19 protein-coding genes are annotated in these 20,447 nt (G+C 50.0%); 15 read left to right on the top strand and 4 right to left on the bottom strand.

Annotated features, from left to right (window positions below; all coding sequences use genetic code 11):
- Nucleotide 1 precedes the first annotated feature (1 nt).
- The 10 genes from pseI to ACMHXI_RS21210 all read left to right on the top strand — a co-directional run bounded on the left by pseI (nucleotide 2) and on the right by ACMHXI_RS21210 (nucleotide 8,027).
- Nucleotides 2-1,078: a pseudaminic acid synthase gene (gene pseI / locus ACMHXI_RS21255; protein WP_413736092.1), complete on the top strand. Its 1,077-nt coding sequence runs from the start codon at nucleotides 2-4 to the stop codon at nucleotides 1,076-1,078.
- Nucleotides 1,079-1,816 carry a cytidylyltransferase domain-containing protein gene (locus ACMHXI_RS21250; RefSeq protein ID WP_413736090.1) on the top strand — a complete coding sequence of 246 codons (738 nt, stop codon included), beginning with the start codon at nucleotides 1,079-1,081 and terminating at the stop codon, nucleotides 1,814-1,816. It abuts the gene before it with no gap.
- A gap of 82 nt (nucleotides 1,817-1,898) precedes the next feature.
- Complete coding sequence (locus ACMHXI_RS21245) at nucleotides 1,899-2,132, top strand: acyl carrier protein (protein ID WP_413736088.1); 234 nt, start codon at nucleotides 1,899-1,901, stop codon at nucleotides 2,130-2,132.
- Between the two features lie 33 nt (nucleotides 2,133-2,165).
- Nucleotides 2,166-2,912, top strand: a complete 747-nt coding sequence (locus tag ACMHXI_RS21240) for an SDR family NAD(P)-dependent oxidoreductase (RefSeq protein WP_413736086.1) — start codon at nucleotides 2,166-2,168, stop codon at nucleotides 2,910-2,912.
- Between the two features lie 9 nt (nucleotides 2,913-2,921).
- Entirely contained in the window at nucleotides 2,922-3,488 is a 567-nt protein-coding gene (gene pseH, locus ACMHXI_RS21235) for a UDP-4-amino-4,6-dideoxy-N-acetyl-beta-L-altrosamine N-acetyltransferase (RefSeq protein ID WP_413736084.1), read from the top strand.
- Nucleotides 3,485-3,730 carry a hypothetical protein gene (locus tag ACMHXI_RS21230; protein WP_413736082.1) on the top strand — a complete coding sequence of 82 codons (246 nt, stop codon included), beginning with the start codon at nucleotides 3,485-3,487 and terminating at the stop codon, nucleotides 3,728-3,730. The genes pseH and ACMHXI_RS21230 overlap by 4 nt, the downstream gene beginning before the upstream one ends.
- Entirely contained in the window at nucleotides 3,730-4,875 is a 1,146-nt protein-coding gene (locus tag ACMHXI_RS21225; RefSeq protein WP_413736080.1) for an AMP-binding protein, read from the top strand. Before ACMHXI_RS21230 ends, ACMHXI_RS21225 begins: the two co-directional genes overlap by 1 nt.
- On the top strand, nucleotides 4,872-5,600 hold the full coding sequence (locus ACMHXI_RS21220) for an SDR family NAD(P)-dependent oxidoreductase (RefSeq protein ID WP_413736078.1): 729 nt from the start codon (nucleotides 4,872-4,874) through the stop codon (nucleotides 5,598-5,600). The genes ACMHXI_RS21225 and ACMHXI_RS21220 overlap by 4 nt, the downstream gene beginning before the upstream one ends.
- 9 nt (nucleotides 5,601-5,609) lie before the next feature.
- Nucleotides 5,610-6,800, top strand: coding sequence for a class I SAM-dependent methyltransferase (locus ACMHXI_RS21215; protein WP_413736076.1), 1,191 nt, complete (start codon nucleotides 5,610-5,612; stop codon nucleotides 6,798-6,800).
- Complete coding sequence (locus tag ACMHXI_RS21210) at nucleotides 6,801-8,027, top strand: class I SAM-dependent methyltransferase (RefSeq protein WP_413736074.1); 1,227 nt, start codon at nucleotides 6,801-6,803, stop codon at nucleotides 8,025-8,027.
- On the opposite strand, the gene pseC is transcribed toward ACMHXI_RS21210, so the two are convergent.
- Together pseC and pseB are read right to left on the bottom strand one after the other, a co-directional pair.
- The gene (pseC, locus tag ACMHXI_RS21205; RefSeq protein ID WP_413736072.1) at nucleotides 8,016-9,164 is read right to left on the bottom strand and encodes a UDP-4-amino-4,6-dideoxy-N-acetyl-beta-L-altrosamine transaminase; all 1,149 of its coding nucleotides are present in this window, start codon (nucleotides 9,162-9,164) and stop codon (nucleotides 8,016-8,018) included. The genes ACMHXI_RS21210 and pseC overlap by 12 nt on opposite strands.
- Nucleotides 9,161-10,156, bottom strand: coding sequence for a UDP-N-acetylglucosamine 4,6-dehydratase (inverting) (pseB, locus tag ACMHXI_RS21200; protein ID WP_413736070.1), 996 nt, complete (start codon nucleotides 10,154-10,156; stop codon nucleotides 9,161-9,163). The genes pseC and pseB overlap by 4 nt, the downstream gene beginning before the upstream one ends.
- Nucleotides 10,157-10,717: 561 nt before the next feature.
- On the opposite strand from pseB, the gene ACMHXI_RS21195 reads away from it, so the two are divergent.
- From ACMHXI_RS21195 to ACMHXI_RS21185, 3 genes are all read left to right on the top strand, one after another.
- The gene (locus ACMHXI_RS21195) at nucleotides 10,718-13,171 is read left to right on the top strand and encodes a 6-hydroxymethylpterin diphosphokinase MptE-like protein (protein ID WP_413736068.1); all 2,454 of its coding nucleotides are present in this window, start codon (nucleotides 10,718-10,720) and stop codon (nucleotides 13,169-13,171) included.
- Nucleotides 13,172-13,262: 91 nt separating this feature from the next.
- A complete protein-coding gene (locus ACMHXI_RS21190; protein WP_413736066.1) occupies nucleotides 13,263-13,742 on the top strand; it encodes a DUF2947 domain-containing protein in 480 nt (159 codons plus the stop codon).
- 75 nt (nucleotides 13,743-13,817) lie between these two features.
- Nucleotides 13,818-14,381 carry a chalcone isomerase family protein gene (locus ACMHXI_RS21185; RefSeq protein WP_413736064.1) on the top strand — a complete coding sequence of 188 codons (564 nt, stop codon included), beginning with the start codon at nucleotides 13,818-13,820 and terminating at the stop codon, nucleotides 14,379-14,381.
- Between the two features lie 66 nt (nucleotides 14,382-14,447).
- Here ACMHXI_RS21185 and ACMHXI_RS21180 read toward each other — a convergent pair whose 3' ends face one another.
- The gene (locus ACMHXI_RS21180) at nucleotides 14,448-15,338 is read right to left on the bottom strand and encodes a DUF6268 family outer membrane beta-barrel protein (protein WP_413736062.1); all 891 of its coding nucleotides are present in this window, start codon (nucleotides 15,336-15,338) and stop codon (nucleotides 14,448-14,450) included.
- A gap of 44 nt (nucleotides 15,339-15,382) precedes the next feature.
- Nucleotides 15,383-15,997 carry a TetR/AcrR family transcriptional regulator gene (locus ACMHXI_RS21175; RefSeq protein ID WP_413736060.1) on the bottom strand — a complete coding sequence of 205 codons (615 nt, stop codon included), beginning with the start codon at nucleotides 15,995-15,997 and terminating at the stop codon, nucleotides 15,383-15,385.
- A gap of 236 nt (nucleotides 15,998-16,233) precedes the next feature.
- Between ACMHXI_RS21175 and ACMHXI_RS21170 the strand changes: the two genes are divergently transcribed.
- The gene (locus tag ACMHXI_RS21170; protein ID WP_413736113.1) at nucleotides 16,234-17,322 is read left to right on the top strand and encodes an efflux RND transporter periplasmic adaptor subunit; all 1,089 of its coding nucleotides are present in this window, start codon (nucleotides 16,234-16,236) and stop codon (nucleotides 17,320-17,322) included.
- Nucleotides 17,319-20,405, top strand: a complete 3,087-nt coding sequence (locus ACMHXI_RS21165) for an efflux RND transporter permease subunit (protein WP_208184537.1) — start codon at nucleotides 17,319-17,321, stop codon at nucleotides 20,403-20,405. Before ACMHXI_RS21170 ends, ACMHXI_RS21165 begins: the two co-directional genes overlap by 4 nt.
- The last annotated feature ends 42 nt before the right edge of the window (nucleotides 20,406-20,447 follow it).

Genomic DNA, 20,447 nt, shown 5'->3' with positions numbered 1-20,447 from the left:
GATGTTTACGCCCAGTATTTCAATTAACGGACGGTCAATTGGCCCTCAGCAGAAGCCTTATGTGATTGCTGAATTGTCGGGTAACCACAAGGGGAGCCTTCCCCGGGCGTTGAAGATGATTGATGCTGCAGCGGCCACGGGGGTCGATGCCATCAAGATCCAAACATACAGTGCTGACACTATTACGCTTGACCATGACGGCCCTGAGTTTTTGCTGCAAGGGGGATTATGGGCGGGCAGAACCCTGTACGACCTCTATCAAGAGGCGCATACCCCATGGGAATGGCACGAGGCGTTATTTGAAAGGGCAAGGCAAAATAACATCACTCTATTTTCATCACCATTCGATCTGACTGCGATTGATTTGCTTGAATCCCTTAATTGTCCGGCCTATAAAATTGCCTCTTTCGAGATCAATGATATAGGCCTTATCACTGCGGCTGCCAAAACAGGTAAACCGATAATAATCTCCACAGGACTAGCCACCTTGGCCGAGATTGAAGAGGCGGTAGAGACAGTTGCCAATGCAGGAGGGTATCAACTGGCATTGCTCCACTGTATTAGTGGTTATCCGACCCCTATTGAAGATTGTAACCTGCGCACACTGGCAGACCTTCGCCAACGCTTCGATTTCCCAATTGGTCTGAGTGACCATACTCTGGAGACGACAGCGGCAATTGCCGCCGTTGCATTGGGAGCCAGTATTATTGAAAAACACTTCACACTGGATCGAAATGATGGCTCTGTAGATGCAGCCTTCTCTTTAGAACCGGATGCCTTTAGCAAGCTAAAGCAAGAAGCGGACAAAGCTTACCTGGCCTTGGGTACTGCTGGTTATGAAATCAAACCAAGCGAAGTGGGTGGACGTGATTTTCGCCGCTCCCTTTACGTTAGTCGGGCCATTAAGAAAGGTGAAGTTTTCAGCACCGATAATATTCGCTCCGTCAGACCCGCTCACGGATTACATACCCGTTATCTTCCTCAGGTTCTGGGGCAAAAAGCTTCACAGGATATCGCCTTTGGTGAGCCAATGAGAGAAGCATATCTCTCCACGCCTTTGGTAAAACGGGAGGATTGAATGCGCGTAATCTGTATCACCCAAGCACGAATGAACTCCGGTCGCTTACCGGGCAAAGTACTGACACCTATTGCAGGTAAGCCCATGCTTGAATATCACGTTGAGAGGGTTGCCCAATCGACCCTCATTGATACTCATATCATTGCTACCACAGAACAAGAGAGCGATCAGGCAATTGCGGATTATTGTCGAGCCAAGCAGTTAACCTGTTTTAGAGGGGATGAGCAGGATGTCCTGAAGCGCTTCTACCAAGCCGCAATGTCGGTGGGGGCCAAAGATGATGATCTCATCATCCGCCTCACAGGTGACTGTCCACTCATTTGCCCGGAACTAATCGACCAAGCGGTTCGCAAACATCAGGCAGGGGATGCCGAACAATATACTCACATCAGTTTGGCCTATTACCCAAGGGGCTTCGATGTAGAGGTTTTTAGCATGGCCAACCTGAAACGGGCATATCATCAAGCCCATTGTCAAGCCCAGCGCGAACACGTTACGCTTTATCTGTATAGTCAACCCGGTGCAAAAATAGTTCCAATCGAAACAGGCCAAACGTCTTGGGGGGCATTCAGGCTTTGTGTCGATGAAATAGACGATCTAAGGCTGGTAGAGCAGCTTATTTACCTTTTAGGAGAAGATTGGCTCACTGCCGGGCCTGAAAAAATTTGTAATTTACTGATAGAACAACCGCAATTAGCCAACATCAACAAGCATGTAGCACAACGCATTGCACATTAACGTAAACCATTTTCCCCGACTGCCGATACACTGATAACGGCTGATATCATATTAAAAATACAAGTAACTTGAGGTAACTAAGATGAACAGACAAGAATTTTTAAATGCCCTGGAAGAAATCCTTGAGCTGGATGAAAATACTCTCAAAGGCGATGAAGTATTAATGGACATTGAACAATGGGACTCACTGGCTTTTCTGAGTGTCATAGCAATGGCTGACGAGCATTTTGACATTGTGATCCAAGGCGATAAGTTAGAAGAGATCAATACCGTTGGCGATCTGATCAGCCTGGTCGAAGAACATCTAACGGCATAAACAGGTATCGCTATTGTGATAAATGTTAATCCAATGGATCTCAGTGACAAGCGTGTCCTTGTCACTGGTGCATCAGCAGGCATAGGACGGGCATGTGCTGTACTTCTATCCCAACTCGGGGCCAAGGTTATTCTCAATGGTCGTAACCTCGCAGCACTTGAACAGACGGCTGCAGAACTATCGGGTGACGGACATGTATGCGCACCTTTTGACATGGCAGCAACTGACAAGCTTAGCGAGTGGGTCAAAGCACTGGCTAAAGAGCATGGCTATTTAGATGGCTTCGTACACTGCGCCGGCATACAAGTTACCAAACCCATACGTCTTTTCGATCAAGCCTTCTTTGACGAAACCATGCGCATCAATCTCGCCAGTGCCATGGCCATCAGTAAAGGATTCAGACTTAAACGTGATCGTTCAAAACAAGGTGCGATTGTTTTTGTCTCCTCTATCGCCGGACTAATAGGCCAAACAGGTAATACCCTCTATGGAGCGAGCAAGGCAGGCCTGATGTCCCTGACCAGAGGACTCGCGATGGAACTGCTCAGAGACAATATCAGAGTCAACTGTGTTGCACCGGCATTGGTGGCGACAGAGATGGCCAAGCGTACTCAAGTCAGCATGACTGAAGAACAGTTTCAGCATATGTTGGATCAACATCCCATGGGCTTAGGTCAGCCGGAAGATGTAGCCAATGCAGTAGCCTTTCTGTTGAGTGATGCCGCCAAATGGATAAATGCGGTGACCTTACCAGTAGAAGGTGGATATTTAGCAAACTAAGAAGAGAATATGGCATTAAATTTTAAACGTTTAGACATCAATGATGCCGAACTCCTATTGAAATGGCGTACGACACCCGAGATCACCAAACATATGTTTACCGATCTGGAAACCCCCTCGATCGAAAAACAACGTGCTTGGATTAGATCTTTGGAAACCCGTGATGACTATCGTGCATATATGATACAAGACGACGGTATTTCTATCGGCTTCCTGTGTTTCTCTGATATCGACCGTTTTCATCAGCGTTGCAGCACTGGCTCTTATATCTACGAGCGAAAAGCCAGATTGAAGTATGGCGTTACCATGCACACTTATATCTGCAACTACGTGTTTCACCAACTGAAACTCAATAAGATAGTGAACTATGTGCTCGATGCCAATGAGAAAGTGGTCAAGCTCCAAGCCTTACACAAGACAAGATTCGTTGGTTACCTGAAGCAGCATATCTATAAGAATGGCGAGTTTCTGGATGTCCATATTTTTGAACAACTAAAGCAAGACTGGCTCAACCAAAAGCAACATTTTAGCCTGGAAAAAATATCAGCCGCCTTTAACGATTGGAATAAAGCATGAGTAAAATCGCAGATATCATAATGAATGAAACCAGGCAGCTCATCGAAAATAAAGGAGAAACCTGTCCTGACTTTGATTTGAGTGCCAAATTTCTTTCCGACCTGCCGATGGATTCGCTGGATCTGGCCACCCTGATTGTCAGTCTGGAACTCAATACAGGAATCGATCCATTTCGGGATGGTTTCAAGCAATTTCACAGTGTCGCCGAACTAATTGCCCTATATGAAAGTGCGAGTGTTTAATGTTTACTATCCCCCGTGATTTCACATTAATTGAAAAAGGAACTCGCTTCGACAGTAAGAAGTTTCACTCTCAGCAATGCCCCAAGGCACCTAAATTCATCGAGATCACCGCACAAGCCACCGAAGTTCGGCAGTATCTGGTTAAAGATATGATCCAGGCAATAATAACCGGACAAGCGGCCAATATTCCCGTGATATTCAATCGTACTCAACAAGAGATTGATATTGCAACGCTGCCGGAACATTTTGCAATAGGGCTACTCACCTCAGGCACAACCGGTAAACCCAAACTGGTTTTTCATCGACTCGACAGATTACTCCCCCACAATGTAAAAAGCCGGGCCAGGGAAGTCTCTCGTTGGTTGCTTTGTTATCATCCCATGAGCTTTGCCGGGTTACAGGTAATCTTACAAGCTATAGTTTGCTCAGATATTCTGGTAGCTGATGTCAAGGCAAGTTTACGCGTTAAAGCACAACTTGCAATTGAACTGGATATCAATGCCATCAGCGCAACGCCATCCATGATGCGCGCCATGTTAATGAGCTGGAACGATACGCGGCCACCGCTTGCCATCATTAGCCTTGGGGGCGAAATAGCCGATCAGCAAACCTTGAATGCCATTAAGCAAGCTTTTCCCGAAGCGCAATTAAGGCACATCTATGCAACAACCGAGGCCGGCGTGGTTTTTTCAGTAAAGGATGGTCTGGCGGGCTTTCCACTGAATTGGTTAGACAAGCCCATCAATGGTTGGCAAATATCGGTAAATAACACGCTACACCTGAACAGAGATGATATTGAGATAGATACAGGTGATAGTGTCGAATTGACCCAGGATAGAGTTCTGTTTTCAGGTCGAGAAGATCATTTAGTCAATGTGGGTGGCGTTAAAGTCAATCTTGAAACACTGGAGCAGGAGATCCTGGCCCTTGAAGATATCATGGATGCCAGGGTGTTTGCGAAAGCCAACCCCATAACAGGTACCCTAGTCTGTTTGGAGTGTTGTGCAAAAGATGAAACAAAAGCCAGGCTCGCACTCAAAGCTTGGTCGGCAAATCGAGAACCTGCCGCAACACCACGTATTGTAATCTTCCGCGAACAGATTACGCTGTCAGAAAGTGGCAAAAAAGTGAGAACACGCCAATGAAGCACATCATTGTCACCGGTGGGAGTCGGGGACTGGGTTTGGCTATAGTCAACCACCTTTTGACTCTGGAGTACAAAGTCTCAACCTGTAGCCGGACTCAAACACCGGCATTAAAGGCTCTGGAACGGGACAATCCTCATTTTAAATGGTTTCCCTGCGAAATCGGTAATCCGGAGCATACATCATGGTTTGTCAAAGAGGCCTGCGCTTGGGCTGGTGATTCATCACTTTGGGGCTTGGTCAATAATGCGGGCATTGCAAAAGAGGGAGTATTGGCGACCTTTCCCAACATTGAATCTGACACTCTACTACAAATAAACTTACACGGTGCTCTCTATATGGCCAGAGAAGCACTCCGTGTTTTTCTTAGACAAAACAGTGCCGGCAGAATCATCAACATCAGTTCAATCATAGGAAGCCGCGGCTACACTGGTCTTGCAGCCTATTCAGCGTCCAAGGCCGGGCTGGATGGCTTGACTCGCGCCTTAGCCAGAGAAAATGGCCGTCGTAACATTACCGTTAATTCAATTGCTCCTGGTTATTTGGATACTGAGATGTCATCAACCCTGTCAGATAAGAAGCGTGACCAGATCATACGCCGCACTCCAATGCATCGGCTCGGCAGGGTTGAAGATGTTACACCCGCAATCAGCTTCCTACTCTCGGATGATGCCGCTTTTATTACAGGGCAGACCCTCACCATAGACGGCGGGATAACCACTTAGGGAAGAATTATGGAAAAGGCTTTGTGCCAACTTTGCCGACAACAAGACTGGCTCACATTTTCAACAATCTCCTTTGGTCTCTGGGATAAACAAAGCATGCAGCTTTCCCGGCAAAGTTCTGACTACCCACTTGGGAGGTGTCAAAACTGCGGGCACGTACAGGTCAATGTCGTTTATACGCCGGAGCTATTTGAACAGCTCTACTTTCACTCTACTCAAGAAGCCGTGATGTGGCATGAATCCCTTCTTGGCAGCGAGCTCCCTTACGAGGAGATGATGAACTTTGCCCTCAATGGTGAACAACCACAGACCATAGTCGATTTTGGTTGTGGAGAAGGCAAACTACTGGCGGCAGCAAAAGCTAAAAGCCCAGGCAGTTGCTTGATTGGAATAGATTTCAATAACAGATTCACGCAAGAAGACGTAACCTATCTTACCTTAGATCTCAATCAACTGAGCAGCCTATCCAATGACCATTGGCCAGAGGGGATCGACCTGGCTCTGGCCTCTCATGTGCTTGAACATCTTATTGACCCCGTCAGCTTTTTGAGCCACCTGAAATCCAGACTCAGCGATAACGGCGCAATATTCATTGAAGTGCCTGATTTCACGCATCACCATGATGAAAAATCAATAGGCATGAGTAACTTAGTTAACCTTCAGCACATTCACTACTATACAATCGACACTTTAACCTTTGCCGCCAAACAGGCAAGTCTGGCGGTTGTCAAGCAAGCTCAAGTTACCACAGGATATATTCCCAGGCTGCAGGTGCTGCTAAAACCAGAGAGAGTTTTATCCACCGCCCAAGTCAATTCAACATATGATGCAGCAGCGGTTATTCGTCACTATCAGAGTGGCTGTCGGAGCCTGAGAAGTCAGTTGGCACAGAGAGTCTGCTCCTCACTTAAAGAAAACAATCGGGTCGGACTTTGGGGGCTTGGTGCCGATTTTTATAACCTGCTAAACGAACATCCTCTTTTAGGTGAGTTCATCACGAATGGTAAGTTGGTGTTATTTGACTATGCTCTCAAAGGCAAAGCTTTTCAGCATCAGTCCATTCTATGCAGTGATGAAATACCCCACTTCCCCCATCCGGTCTTTATTGTTCCCCAACTTGCAGAAACCAGGATTAAGATGCGAGCCATCAGTCGTTATTGGTCCAATGTCATAGATCCCTTTTACAACGGAAGTAACTAAATGCCAACTCATCAAACGCAACAACAGACAAGCTGTAAAGTATGCGGAGAATCGTCATGGCAAGAGATAGAAACCTTGATGTCCGGTATATGGGATAAAAGCCAGACAGCGTTATGCAGACAAGTACTTCACTTCCCTATCGGTAGATGTAGATATTGCCACCATGTACAAGTCAGCATAAATTACACCCAGGAAATCTTCGCAGCACTCTACTTTTCCAATCAAGTTGAACCGGACATGTGGTGTGACACCCCTTTAGGTGAGAAATCTCCCTATGAGGAGATGCTTGAATTTATTCGACCCAGTATCAAAGAGGGAGCTCATATTGTTGATTTTGGGGCGGGTGCCGGTATAACACTCAAATACATTGAGGATTCCTGTAAGGCGTACTCACTGACTTTAGCAAGTGTTGATTTTCACAACCATATTCAATCGGAGACAATAAAATACCTAGGCGCCGATCTGAATAAACTTGAAGCCATACAGGGCAAATTTGATGCTAAGCCAATTTCACTGGCAATCAGCACTCATGTGCTGGAACATGTGGTCGAACCGATCCACTTTCTATCACAAATTGCAAAAATGATGGCCGAAAATGGATATATTTTTATTGAAGTCCCGGATTGTAGTCCTGACGCTTACACAGATCATTTAGCATTTACCAATCTGGTTCATGGACAACACATTCACTATTACTCTAAAGAGTCTTTGGCACAAATAGTAAGATTGGCAGGCTTGAGCGTAGTAAAGCAGCAGCAACTTACAACCGGGGATATCCCAAGACTGTTATTGTTGCTTAAGCAATCAAACTCAGCTTCCCCAAGAGCTATATCATCCATAGAGCATGATGCGTCAAAAGCAGTCACTAAACGCTTTAACGACTATCAAAGTTATCAGACATCACTGTTTAAACAGCTCCAGCAGGCACTGATTGATAATAAAAAAATAGGCCTATGGGGAGTGGGTGGAGATTTTTATCAACTGACTCAAAGCTACCCAGAACTTATCCAGTGGATAACATGTAACAGAGTCACTCTCTATGATTATGAGTTAGCTGGACATATTTTTGCCGGTGCGGAGATACTGTCCAGTTCAGAAATCAAATATGTCAAATATCCCGTTATCATACTCCCAATCTATGGCCCTACCAGAGAAAAAATGAAGCGAATATCAATGAACTGGAAAGTAGAGGTTATCGACCCATATTCATACCTATTATGCCAATGAATGAACCAAGACTTTGACAATATAATCCTGCTCTTTCCCTGCTAAAGATGGATACAGCGGCAACGTCAGGATCTGTCCATAAAACTGCTCGGCCTTGGGGAAATCTCCTGTTTTGAAGCCAAGAGACAAGTAATAGGGCTGCAAGTGTACCGGGAAGTAATGCACATGCACCTGCACCCCCTGCTCTCGCATGGCATCGAACACTTCTCGGCGCCGCTCGGCTTGCTTGAGACGTATCATATATAGATGACGGGCGCTGACACTATTGGGTAAGGGTTCAACACTCACTACCGGCTGCTGAGCCAGTTCTTGAGTGTAATAAGCGGCCAACTGATTGCGCTTACAGACAAATTCATCCAATCGCTGGAGTTGCGAAAGCCCAAGCGCTGCCTGCAACTCTGTCATACGGTAATTGAAACCCAGTGCATGCTGCTCGTAGTACCACCCCCCTTCGTCCGGGCGCAGCATTTTGAGTGGATCTTTGGTAATCCCATGGCTTCGGTACAATCCCAGCCTAAGCGCCAATTCGGGATCATTCGTCTGTGCAATGCCCCCCTCGGCACAAGTGATGATCTTGACCGGATGAAAGCTGAAAACCGTGATATCCGAGTAAACGCAGCTCCCAAGTTGATGGCCTTGATAACTGCCACCGATACCATGGGAGGCATCTTCGATGATCTTGAATCCATACGCTTTACCAAGCTCGGCAATAGCAGCCATATCACAGCTGTGACCACAGAGGTGAACCGGAATAACCACCTTGGGCAAGGTTCCCTGAAGTTTGGCCTGCTCAAGTTTGGCCCTCAATGCCCCGGGGCACATGTTACCGGACTCGGGATTAACATCGACAAAGTCTACTCTAGCGCCGCAATACAAAGCACAGTTGGCAGAAGCCACGAAGGTAATGGGGGATGTCCAAACCCTGTCGCCAGGCCCGACATCGAGTGCCAGGCAAGCAATATGCAAAGCCGAGGTGGCACTGTTTACCGCAACGGCGAATTGGGCGCCAGTATAGCCACATATCGCCTGCTCAAACGCCGGTACCTTGGGGCCCTGTGTCAACCAATCAGATTGCAATACTTCAATGACAGCATTGATGTCATCCTGGTTAATATCTTGTTGGCCATAGGGAATCATACTGAAGATTCCATTTTTAAAATCTCATCTGCCGTTAAAAATCTAGGATTGCTGCCCGAGTGATACTCAAATCCAGGCGCAACAACTTGCCCTTTTTCGCCAAGCGCATTGGTACGGAAATCCATATCCATACCAAAAAATTTAATACTTGGAGATATAACAAAATGATCAGTAAATTCAATTGTATGATGGGAGTCATCTGCTGGACACATGATTTCGTGCATTTTCTCCCCCGGACGAATGCCGATAATGTCATGCTCAAGGTTTGGAGCATATGCCTTGGCCAGATCGGTAATACGCACAGAAGGGATTTTAGGCACAAAGATTTCACCGCCCTGCATCCGCTCAAAATTCTTCAGCACGAAATCCACTCCCTGCTGCAGGGTTATCCAAAAACGGGTCATCTCGGGATGGGTTATCGGTAAGGACTCGGCACCATCGGCAATCAACTTCTTGAAAAAAGGCACCACAGAGCCTCTGGAACCCACCACATTGCCATAACGCACCGCCGCAAAGCGGGTCTTGCTGCCACCGACTATGTTGTTGGCGGCAATAAATAACTTATCGGACGCCAATTTGGTGGCACCATAAAGGTTGATAGGACTGGCAGCCTTATCGGTCGACAACGCAATCACTTTTTTCACTTTATTGCTGATCGCTGCCTTAATCACATTCTCGGCGCCATGGATATTGGTCTTGATACACTCCATCGGATTGTATTCAGCGGCCGGGACCTGTTTCATTGCCGCAGCATGGATCACATAATCCACATCCTGCATCGCCTGCATCAAACGGTCACTATCGCGCACATCTCCGATAAAATAGCGCATGCAGGGATCGTTGAACTGCTGCTGCATCTCGAATTGCTTCAGTTCATCACGGGAAAAAATGATCAAACGCTTGGGTTTATAACGAGACAACAGAGTTCTGGTGTACTTCTGCCCGAAAGACCCGGTTCCACCGGTAATGAGTATTGTTTGGTTGTTGAACATATATTATCCAGTCCTCTGTTTTTACACTGACGATAAACCTAAGGAAGGTGCTAATAAGTCCTCGTGGCACTCTGGCTTGCACAGCAATTGGCGTTCAAAGCATCTGACTGAAGGCATGCCGGGGCCTGTCAAAGTCGGATAACACAGAAAGCCGGTTGCTGTGCAAGCCCCAAAGGGCGTGGCTTACAGACCTGTCTGCTGTGTTGTGCTTCTTGCAAAGGACTAGGGCCATTTGCTGCGAACCACGCCTTGCATCCAGGTCCGTAAGCCGACGCAGAGCACACATGGGACTTGTTCGCACCTTTCCCTAAATGGCTTAACGTCATTCTCTTATCCCGGTCAATATACAAAATCTGAGCCAAACCAAGCCATTAACAGATAACTTAAAGTATGCACAGTGCAGGTTTCATTGTATAACAAAAACTTAGCACATAAACTCTAAAAGCGGCTTTCAATACCGAGATCACTTCACCTCTTTGAAAACTGGCACATATCTTGAGACTATGGACTCAAGCACAGTAAAACGTCAGACAATTGACGTTCAAGCCATCAGGAGCCCGGATGCAAAGTACTCCTTCAGCCATGCTCAATACCTTTGCCGTTAGTCGTTTCAACGAAACCTATCTGCCGGCAATCAACCGGCAGATGTTTGAGCAACTCAACTCGGCGAGCCAATATCGCAATAAGTTCGCCAACCTATTAAGCGCCGAAGATACCCTGTACATTTTCACCGGCATGGATTCAGGTCTACTGGCCAACTATGTATTATCCATGGAAATGCCAGCCGGAAGTCGTTTCATTTTCGTCGAACTGCCCGAAATATTAACCCTGCTGAATATTGACCTTCCTGAGTCGCTCGAAGGCAAGCTTTGGGTTATCACTGAAGCTGAGTTGCCGAACATCCTCAAGCAGGCGGGTAACGATATCTGTATCGCCAAAGGCCAATACCGTCATTATCACTCTCAGGCTGCGGCCGCCGAGACGCTTCCCGAGTACTCCTTGCTGAAAAGTGCCATCGCTCAGGCACTGGAGCATGAGTATTTCAATCAAGGCGTCAACTACAACCAGAAAGAGTTTGTCCAGCGCCAATTGGAAAATATCTGCGACAATCACTCACCGGCCAAGGTGCTGAGGGGGCAATTTGAAGGGGAAACCGCCATCATAGTCGCCGGCGGCCCATCAATGGATCAACAGCTCGACTGGCTCAAGGCAAATCAGTCAAAAATGACCATACTGGCGGTTTCCCGCATTGCCGCCAAACTCATATCTCATGGGATAAAACCGGACATAGTCGTGACCGTGGATCCACAGGCATTCAGCTTCGATGTCAGTAAAGAGATGATGCCATATTATCGGGATTTTCTTCTGGTTCATTCCTACCACGCCCACCCGTGGATAGTGGCTCAATGGGCCGGAGAAACCCTTTATCTGGGAGACCGTTTCCCTTGGCAAACCCAGCACAGCAATATCATCACTCAAGGGCCCACTGTGACCAACAGTTCGCTGTTATTGGCAATAGAGATGGGCTTTCGCCGAATTCTGTTTATCGGTATGGATCTGTGCTACTCAAGACAAGGGGTTTCCCACGCAGCCGGTTCTCAGGAAGCCAAGCTGGGACCCAGCTTGGGACATATCTGTGAATGGGTAGAAACCTACAGCGGCTATCTGGCGGAAACTCCCATTCAATTACTCCATGCCAAACAGGCAATTGAAGATGAAGTCGCCGCTCATCCTCAGCTTGAATACATCAACCTGGCTGAGGACGCCGCAAAAATAAAGGGGATTGGCTTTAGTGCCAGTGAAGAGATAAAGCTGCCGCAGGATAAAAAACCCCTGTCGGAGTTACTTTCAAGCCAACAATTAAAGCAAGCAGACAAAAGCACCGACCTGAGTTTGTGCTTCCGGCAACTGCAACAGGCACAGCAAAAACTGACCCGGATTGAAACTATCACCCATAAGGCATTCAAGGCCTGCCAAGTTGAAATCAACTCACCAAATCCGTCAAAAAAACTGCTTAAACAGCTGCAAACAACTGAGGCCCAACTCAACAAAGACTTCAGTGACATGGGGCAACTGATCAAATTCTATGGTTACCGGGAATTTTCAGCATTTTTAACCGCTCGCAGCAGCGACGAATGGACTCAAGCCCAGATGCAACAGATGAACCTGGACTACTATCAGGCTTATTGTGTCATCGCCAGGCACTTGAGAGATCTTGTTGGCAACGCCTTGACCAGAGTGAAATCCCGTCAGGAAGAACTCAACCCGGATGCCAGGCTCGAGTCACTTGCCAAGCAGTGGCAGCAGGACAACACCCCCGGCAGAGTGCGGATTTGGCAAAAAAATCATCCACTATTACCTCAGGAAAAAAAACTGGCAGATGAACTTGAGAAAAGTTTTCGCAGGATGTTGACTGAATCACGTCAGGCCTATCATCAGGTGCTGAATGATGGTAATACTCAGGAAAGAGTATTTGACAAGATAATGCTGTTTAAGAGTCAACGGCATCAACACGGTCTGCAGCAAATGGTGAATAACCTCGAATTCGTACTGCCGGAAAAACCCGAGCTCAAACGCCTCTATTGGCTGGCCAAAGCCAATTTGGAGGTGCTTAAACAAGCCCCTGAACAAGCACTGCATGCGCTGCAACAGATAGATCAGCAACAAATAACCGAAACCGAGCTCAGAATGATTTCAGTGCTGGCGCTGCAGCTCAACATGCTGCCACTGGCCGAAACCACGCTGGCGGAAATCAGCCAGCTGAATGATAGTTTTCTGCCGCAATACGCCCATGTTTTGCGCCTCGCCGGTAAAGGGCAACTGGCACTGGACATCTATCTGGATTACCTCGGTAAATACCCGCAAGACCAACAGGTATGGCTGAAATTGGCACTGTTTATGCGGGCAGTGCAGCAAAATGAGGCGGCGGTCACAGCATTTCGCAAAGTACTGGAACTCGATCCGGACAATCTCGGTGCCAAGCAAGGCTTGAGCGAATTGCAAACCAGTCAGTAGTCTCCAAAGGCCGCTGCAAGCGGCCTTTATTTTCCTCTTTCACCCCCGTTATAATGCCCCGGCAAATAAGCGCAGTCCCGGAGGACAGAACTTGAATCACAGCTATATTCCACTCGAACAGTATCGCCGTAAATGGATCTTCAATCATAAGGACCTGCCAGTGAGTGAGCAGGACAAGACAGCCATATTGCCGCTGGATCAGAAGAGTGCCATGGAAGTGTGGAATCGCTGGATAAGCAATAAAAGCAGCTGTGCCGAGGATTTTACCAAAGGAGACTGGGCCAGCCGTAGTTCCACCTGGCACCAAACGGAATACTGGCAAAGCCATTGGGACAGCGAAGACAACAGCCTACCGGAAACCCTGGCCGAATTTATCAATTGGCCGGCGGATGCCCCTGTGTATTTCTGTTATGAAAAGTATCAGGTGATCCAAACACGCTGGGAAGTCTTCGCCCGTAACTGGAAATGCTTTCTGTTTTTCGACGATGGCCCATTACTGATAAGCCCGAAACACAAGCAAGCCGTCTGGTTCAGTCAGGATGGCAATTTCAAAATGGGCCTGCGGAGCTAACAACCAGCCGTCTATGTTCGAATAAACCGTTGTCGAACCATTGACTTACAAACGACCAATACCAAAGAGAACAAGATGAAAAAAATAACCTTAACCGCCCTGCTGTTGGGATTGTCCCTATCCACCACAATCGATGCCCGTGAAATTGCCGGTGAAAATATCCCGGAAACCCTCAGCATTCAAGCTGCCGCGCCGCTTAAGCTCAATGGTGCCGGGGTACGCAGCAAGTTCTTTATGGATCTCTACATAGGGGGACTCTATCTGCCAACCCAAGCCAAGACCACAGCCGCAGTATTGGAGCAGCCGCAGGCGGCGGTCAGCTTGAAGATAGTCTCGGGTCTAATCACTGCAGATAAGATGCGCTCGGCCATCACCGAAGGTTTTCATGACGCCACAGGCGGTAAAACCGAAGCCATACAGGCCGATATCGACCGCTTTATGAGCCTGTTTCAGGAAGAGATCAAAGAGGGTGACAGCTTCCTCCTGTATACCAGCCAGAAAAACGGCGTCAGCGCCTACAAGAACGGCGAACTGCAAGACACTATCGCCGGAGAGAACTTTCGCCGCGCACTGCTGAATATCTGGCTCGGCGATGAACCGGCCCAGAGCAGCCTGAAAAAGGCGATGTTGGCTAACTGAGCCTCCTGAACGCCTCAAACCAATAAGCTGAGAAATACAACTTGCCCGCCACCGCGGGCAGGTCAATCAAAAACGATAGCTGAGGTGGATCGCCCCGGCCGGATAGTTATCCAGCTCTCGCTTGATCTCAGGCTCACTCAACTCAAGCTCGGGGTTGATGAAGTAGCCCACATAGGCATTGAGATTGAGCCCCTGCCCCAACCGCCAGCCCAAACGGACAAAGCTGCTGATCTGGGTCAGTTCCATTGTCTGCTCATCTTCCCCGACCAAAAATCGCTCGGTGCGTTGGGAGGTACCCAATCCCAACTCCATCTCCGGCGATATCCGATAACTGAACTCTATTCCTGCCGGACCGGTAAATCCGGCCTGGAAGGGGTTACCCACTCGCCATCTGTCACTGAGTTGCCAATCGACAAGCAGGTAAGGAACTGTACGTACCTCATTGATATCATTGAGATAAGCAACCCCAAAACCCAACATGTTACCCGAATCAAACCTGTGAACCGCACCGGCGATGACACCATAGCTCCTGGCGTCTGAAGAGGAGACCTCATCACTGTAGGCGTACTGCAACTGAGGCGCCAGCATCAAACTCCAATGTCGATTCAGGCTGTATCTCAGGCTGACAGAAGCCGAGTAACGCTGGGCCGAATCAAACCGGCTGGCGGCAAAGGCAATATCCGCAGCGCCACTGGTTGGCAAGGCAGAGAAATCCCAGTCCAGTTTGTCATAGCTGAGATTGACACCCAGTCCCCAACGTTGATCCAGTTGCCAGTCTCCCCGCACCCCCAGAAGATAACTGCGGCGCCCCAACTCTCCACCACCGTCAATATCCGAATCGGCATTTTCAATGGCCGCCAGGCTCAGGGTATAGCGGGAGGTTGGTGCTTCTGCCGCCAACAATCCGGTGCTGGCACTGATAGCGCCCAGTATGATAAGTGCGACCGTTTTTTTCATCTCATATCCTTTTGCCGTTGAAGAAAAGTCACCATAACCGTAGGCTATTCCAAGCTGTGCGCTTTGAGAAACAATCTCGCCGTCTCAATGCAATAATCCCTGTGCTGTGCCTCGAGTTGCCCTGTATCCAGCCCCAACTCTTTTCTGAGCCGCAGCTCACCAAACAACATTAGGCTCAGCCTCACCGCGGCCTGACGCTTGTTGCCGAAGTGATACCCGCCATGACGCTCAACCTGGGTAAAGAAATCCACCAACAGACCCAACATGTACTCGGGTCCGGCATCGAAATAAAGCTGCGCCGGTTCTGGATGAGTATCCACCTGGGAAACACAAGCGCGATAAACCGTAATGGCATCCTCACTGACGATCAGCTCGCCGAAATACTCAGCAAACACCGCCAGCGCCTGCTCCGGCCGGGCTGCGTCGGCCAACAGCACTTCAGCAATCTGGCGAACCACGCACTTGGATTCAATGGCCGCCACAAACAGCTCATCCTTACAACCAAAATGAGCGTAAACCGTTTGCTTCGACACCCCGGCGGTTTTAGCCACTTCATCCATGCTGGTATTGGGAAACCCTTGAGCGCAGAAGAGCTCGATTGCGGCTTCCAGTATCTGAGCCCTCTTCTGTTCACTACGACTTAATTGCTGAGTATTCATATCGTTATAACTAGTACCTAATTCGGCAACGCCTTGGCATGCATTAGACCACAAAATAGACTAGACAGTCCAGTTCCACCAAACTAGACTAGTAAGTCCAGTTTAACCTATCAATAACAATTATCAGTCAAAGCAGGGAGAGGACGTTGCAACAGACCATCAAGGACGCCGGAAAACCCAAGGTACCCCGGCCTGAAACCAAATACGTCAGCCACAGGAGCCTGGGCAAAGGTGCGCTGGTTGCCACCCTCACTTTGTTATTATCCCTATCCGCTTGCCAACCACAGCCATCTGAGCACAGTGAAACCAAACCCCCAGTGGTCAACAGTGCCAATCTTGTGTTAAAGCCAGGTTACACCAAGCTGCAGCAATTCAGTGGCAGCGTGCGGGCCGGCAATACCACAGGCATAGGTTTCGAACTCGCAGGCAAGTTGCAAAAACTCCTGGTAGATACAGGTGACAGAGTTAAACCCGGACAATTGTTGGCACAGCTGGATACCAGCTTGCTGGAAGCCGAGCAGACCGAATTACAGGCGGCACTGGATCAGAATCAGGCCGATATCTCGCTGGCCCGGGCAACCTTGAAACGCTCACTGGAGCTCAGTGCCAAACAATATCTTTCCGAGCAGCAACTCGACGAGCTCAAAGGCAAGCTAGCCAGCCTGGAAGCCGGGCACGCCAGGCTGGAAGCCTCACTGAAGGCCAATGAGCTTAAGCGGCAGAAATCGCTTCTCATCGCCCCCTTTGCCGGTGTGATAGCCGCAAGAGAGCATAATCTCGGCGAAGTCATCGCCCTGGGCAGCCCGGTCTTTACCCTGGTGCAGAGCGACAATCTGCAGGCACTGATAGGTGTACCGTTGAATATTGCCGAGCAGTTGCAACCGGGAGCCATTCTCAGTCTCAGAGTCGCCGAACACTACTATCAGGCCAAACTGCAAGGGATCAGCGGCCAAATCAACCCCGTCACCCGCACAGTGCAGCTCAGGTTCAGCATCACCCCCACATCGGAAACGACACCTATCAATGGCGAATTGGCTTATTTGCAGTACCGCCGTGAAGTTCCCCGTGAAGGCTACTGGGTTCCTGTATCGGCGCTCACCGACGGTATTCGCGGTCTGTGGAATCTGTACGTGCTCAAGCAAGATGTCGAAGGGTTTAAACTGCAGCGCCGCGATGTGGAAATTCTCTATACCGAAGGCGACAACGCCTTTATTACCGGTGCCATCAGCCCGGGAGAGCAGTTTGTCACCACAGGCCTGCATAAACTGGTTGCCGGGCAAAGGGTCTCACCGGGAGCGGCATTGACCGCAAGAGGTGGACAATGAACGCTGTTATCAAGGCTTTTGTCGAGAATGGCCGCCTCGCCAGCCTGTTGATAGCCCTGTTGTTGGTTGCCGGACTCGGCGCCATTTCCAGCCTGCCACGCACCGAAGACCCCCATATCACCAACCGCTTTGCCTCTGTGATCACCAGCTATCCGGGCGCTTCCGCCGAACGGGTCGAGGCACTGGTGACTGAAGTACTGGAAAATGAGCTTAGGCGACTTGAGGAACTCAAGCTTATCCAGTCTACCTCAAGACCCGGGGTCTCGGTGATTCAACTCGAGCTCAAAGATAACGTCATAGAAACCGAGCCGGTCTGGTCGAGAGCCAGAGATCTGCTGGCCGATAGCAGCGGCCGCCTGCCACAGAGTGTCAATCCGCCGGTACTGGACGATCAGCTGGGTTACGCCTACACCGCCATCATAGGCCTGGGATGGCACGGCGGCGGTGAAGCGCGCCCCGACATTATCAGCCGTTACGCCAAAGAGTTGCAAAGCAAACTGCGGCTCTTGAGCGGTACAGACTTTGTCAAACTCTATGGCGCGCCGACGGAGGAAATTCTGGTAACGCTGGATGGCGAGCGTATTAATCGTCTCGGACTGACACCGGGAGCCGTTGCCGGAATTCTCAATCAGGCCGATACCAAGGTGTCGGCCGGTGAAATCAACAACCAGAGCTTCCGGGCATTGGTGGAAGTTTCCGGTGAACTGGACTCGCTGGAGCGTATCCGCCAGGTGCCGCTGAAGACCGACAGTTTCGGGCAACTGATCCGCCTTGGCGATATCGCCGTTATCAGCCGCCAGCCCAAGGATCCGCCGGATAATCTGGCGCTGCTGGACGGTGAGCCCGGCATCATGGTGGCCGCCCGCATGCTCAACAACACTCGGGTGGATATCTGGAGTGAACAAGTCCGCCAGGTTGCTGCCGAGCTGGAACAGGGCTTCCCCGCCAATATCCGCATGCAATGGCTGTTTGAGCAAGAGGGGTATACCAATGAGCGTCTGCAGGAGTTGCTCGTCAACCTGCTGCAGGGGTTTGTGCTCATTCTCCTGGTGCTACTGGTGACTGTCGGCATGCGCAATGCGCTTATTGTCGCCTTGTCGCTGCCACTGACAGCACTGTTTACTCTGGCCTGCATGAAGTTTACCGGCCTGCCCATTCATCAGATGTCGGTCACCGGCCTGGTGGTGGCCCTGGGGATCATGGTGGATAACGCCATTGTGATTGTCGATGCCATTGCCCAGCGTCGCCGCGAAGGCATGAGCAAGCTGCAGGCGGTCAATGCCACCATCAGGCACCTGTGGCTGCCGCTCGCCGGCTCTACCATCACCACCATGCTGGCATTCGCACCGATAGTGCTGATGCCGGGCGCCGCCGGCGAGTTTGTCGGTGGCATTGCCATTTCGGTGATCTTTGCCCTGCTCGGCTCCTACCTCATCTCCCACACCCTGATAGCCGGTCTCGCCGGGCGCTTTAGCCGCGCCAGGGACAACAACCGCTGGTACCACCACGGAGTGAATCTGCCAAGGCTTGCCAGAGCCTATCGCCAGACTCTGCAACTGGCGCTTGATTACCCGAAAACTGCCGCGCTGCTGATTGGTATCTTGCCGCTGACAGGCTTTGTGGCCTCCGGGCAGATGACAGAGCAGTTTTTCCCGCCATCGGACAGAAACATGTTCCAGCTGGAGCTCTACCTCTCGCCCCATGCCAGCCTGGCGAGAACAGAGCAGAGAGTCAAACAACTCGATAGTGAGCTGCGCAGTACTGACGGCATAGAAAGCGTCAATTGGGTCATAGGCGGGAACGTGCCCTCCTTCTACTACAACCTGACTCAAAAGCAGCAAGGCGCCAGCCAATACGCCCAGGCAATGGTAAGAACCCGCGACTTTCGCACCGCCAATCGCTTAATCCCCGAGTTGCAACAGCGGCTGGATAAGGACTATCCGGATGCGCAGATCCTGGTGCGTAAACTGGAGCAGGGCCCTCCTTTCAACGCCCCTGTGGAGTTGAGGCTTTATGGCCCCAACCTCGACAGGTTGGCCGAGCTTGGGGATGAGGTGCGGCGAATGTTGGCCGAGACCCGGGATGTGATCCACACCCGGGCAACCCTGAGCCCGGGGGCGCCCAAGGTGTGGCTGCAGCTCGATGAAGATGCCAGCCTGATGGCCGGCCTGAATCTGGGAGAAATCGCCTCGCAGATTCAGATGTCCACCACAGGCATCACAGGCGGTAGCCTGCTGGAGCAAACCGAATCGCTGCCGGTGAGAGTCAAGCTGGGTGCCGGTGTCGGCGAGCAGCAATCCAGGCTGTCACAGATAAGTCTGCTGTCGCCCAATGGTGAGTCGATTCCACTTTCGGCCGTGAGTCAAAGCCATGTCAATGCCAGTCGCGGCGCCATTCCTCACTATAATGGCCAGCGGGTCAATATTCTCGAAGCCTATATCGCCTCTGGCGTGCTGCCGCAAAAAGTGCTGGAGCGAGTCAAACCCAAACTGGCCGAGCTTAAACTGCCCGCCTCCTACCGAATAGAGATAGGCGGTGAGAGTGCCAAGCGTGATGAAGCCGTGGGTAATCTGCTCTCCAATATCGTCTTGGTGATCACCGCATTGCTGACAGTGCTGGTACTCTCTTTCAACTCCTTCAGGCTGACGGGAATCATTCTGCTCAGCGCCCTGCAATCGGCGGGGCTCGGGCTGCTGGCGGTCTGGGCTTTGGGTTATCCCTTTGGCTTTACCGTGATAATAGGTCTGCTGGGCTTGATGGGCCTGGCTATCAATGCCGCGATAGTGATCCTGGCCGAACTCGAGTCCGAGCCTATGGCACGCGCCGGCGACACCGAAGTCATTCTCGCCGGGGTGATGAGTTGCAGTCGTCATATAGGTTCAACCACCATCACTACAGTAGGCGGCTTTCTGCCACTTATTCTGGGCGGCGGCGGTTTTTGGCCCCCCTTTGCCATAGCCATTGCCGGAGGCACGGCACTGACCACCCTCTTGTCTCTGGTTTGGGTACCTGTGGTCTACTCTCTATGGCTGAAACCTCGGCCAGAATGCTCCCGCGATTTGGCAATGGCGAACCAATTTTGATCAAAAAAGGCACACCCAAACGGGTGTGCCTGAAGATCCAAC

This window comes from Shewanella sp. BJSY2023SW005 (genome assembly GCF_047314585.1).
GTDB classification, from domain to species: Bacteria; Pseudomonadota; Gammaproteobacteria; order Enterobacterales; family Shewanellaceae; genus Shewanella; species Shewanella algae.
This window is presented reverse-complemented; position numbering and strand designations above follow the sequence as displayed.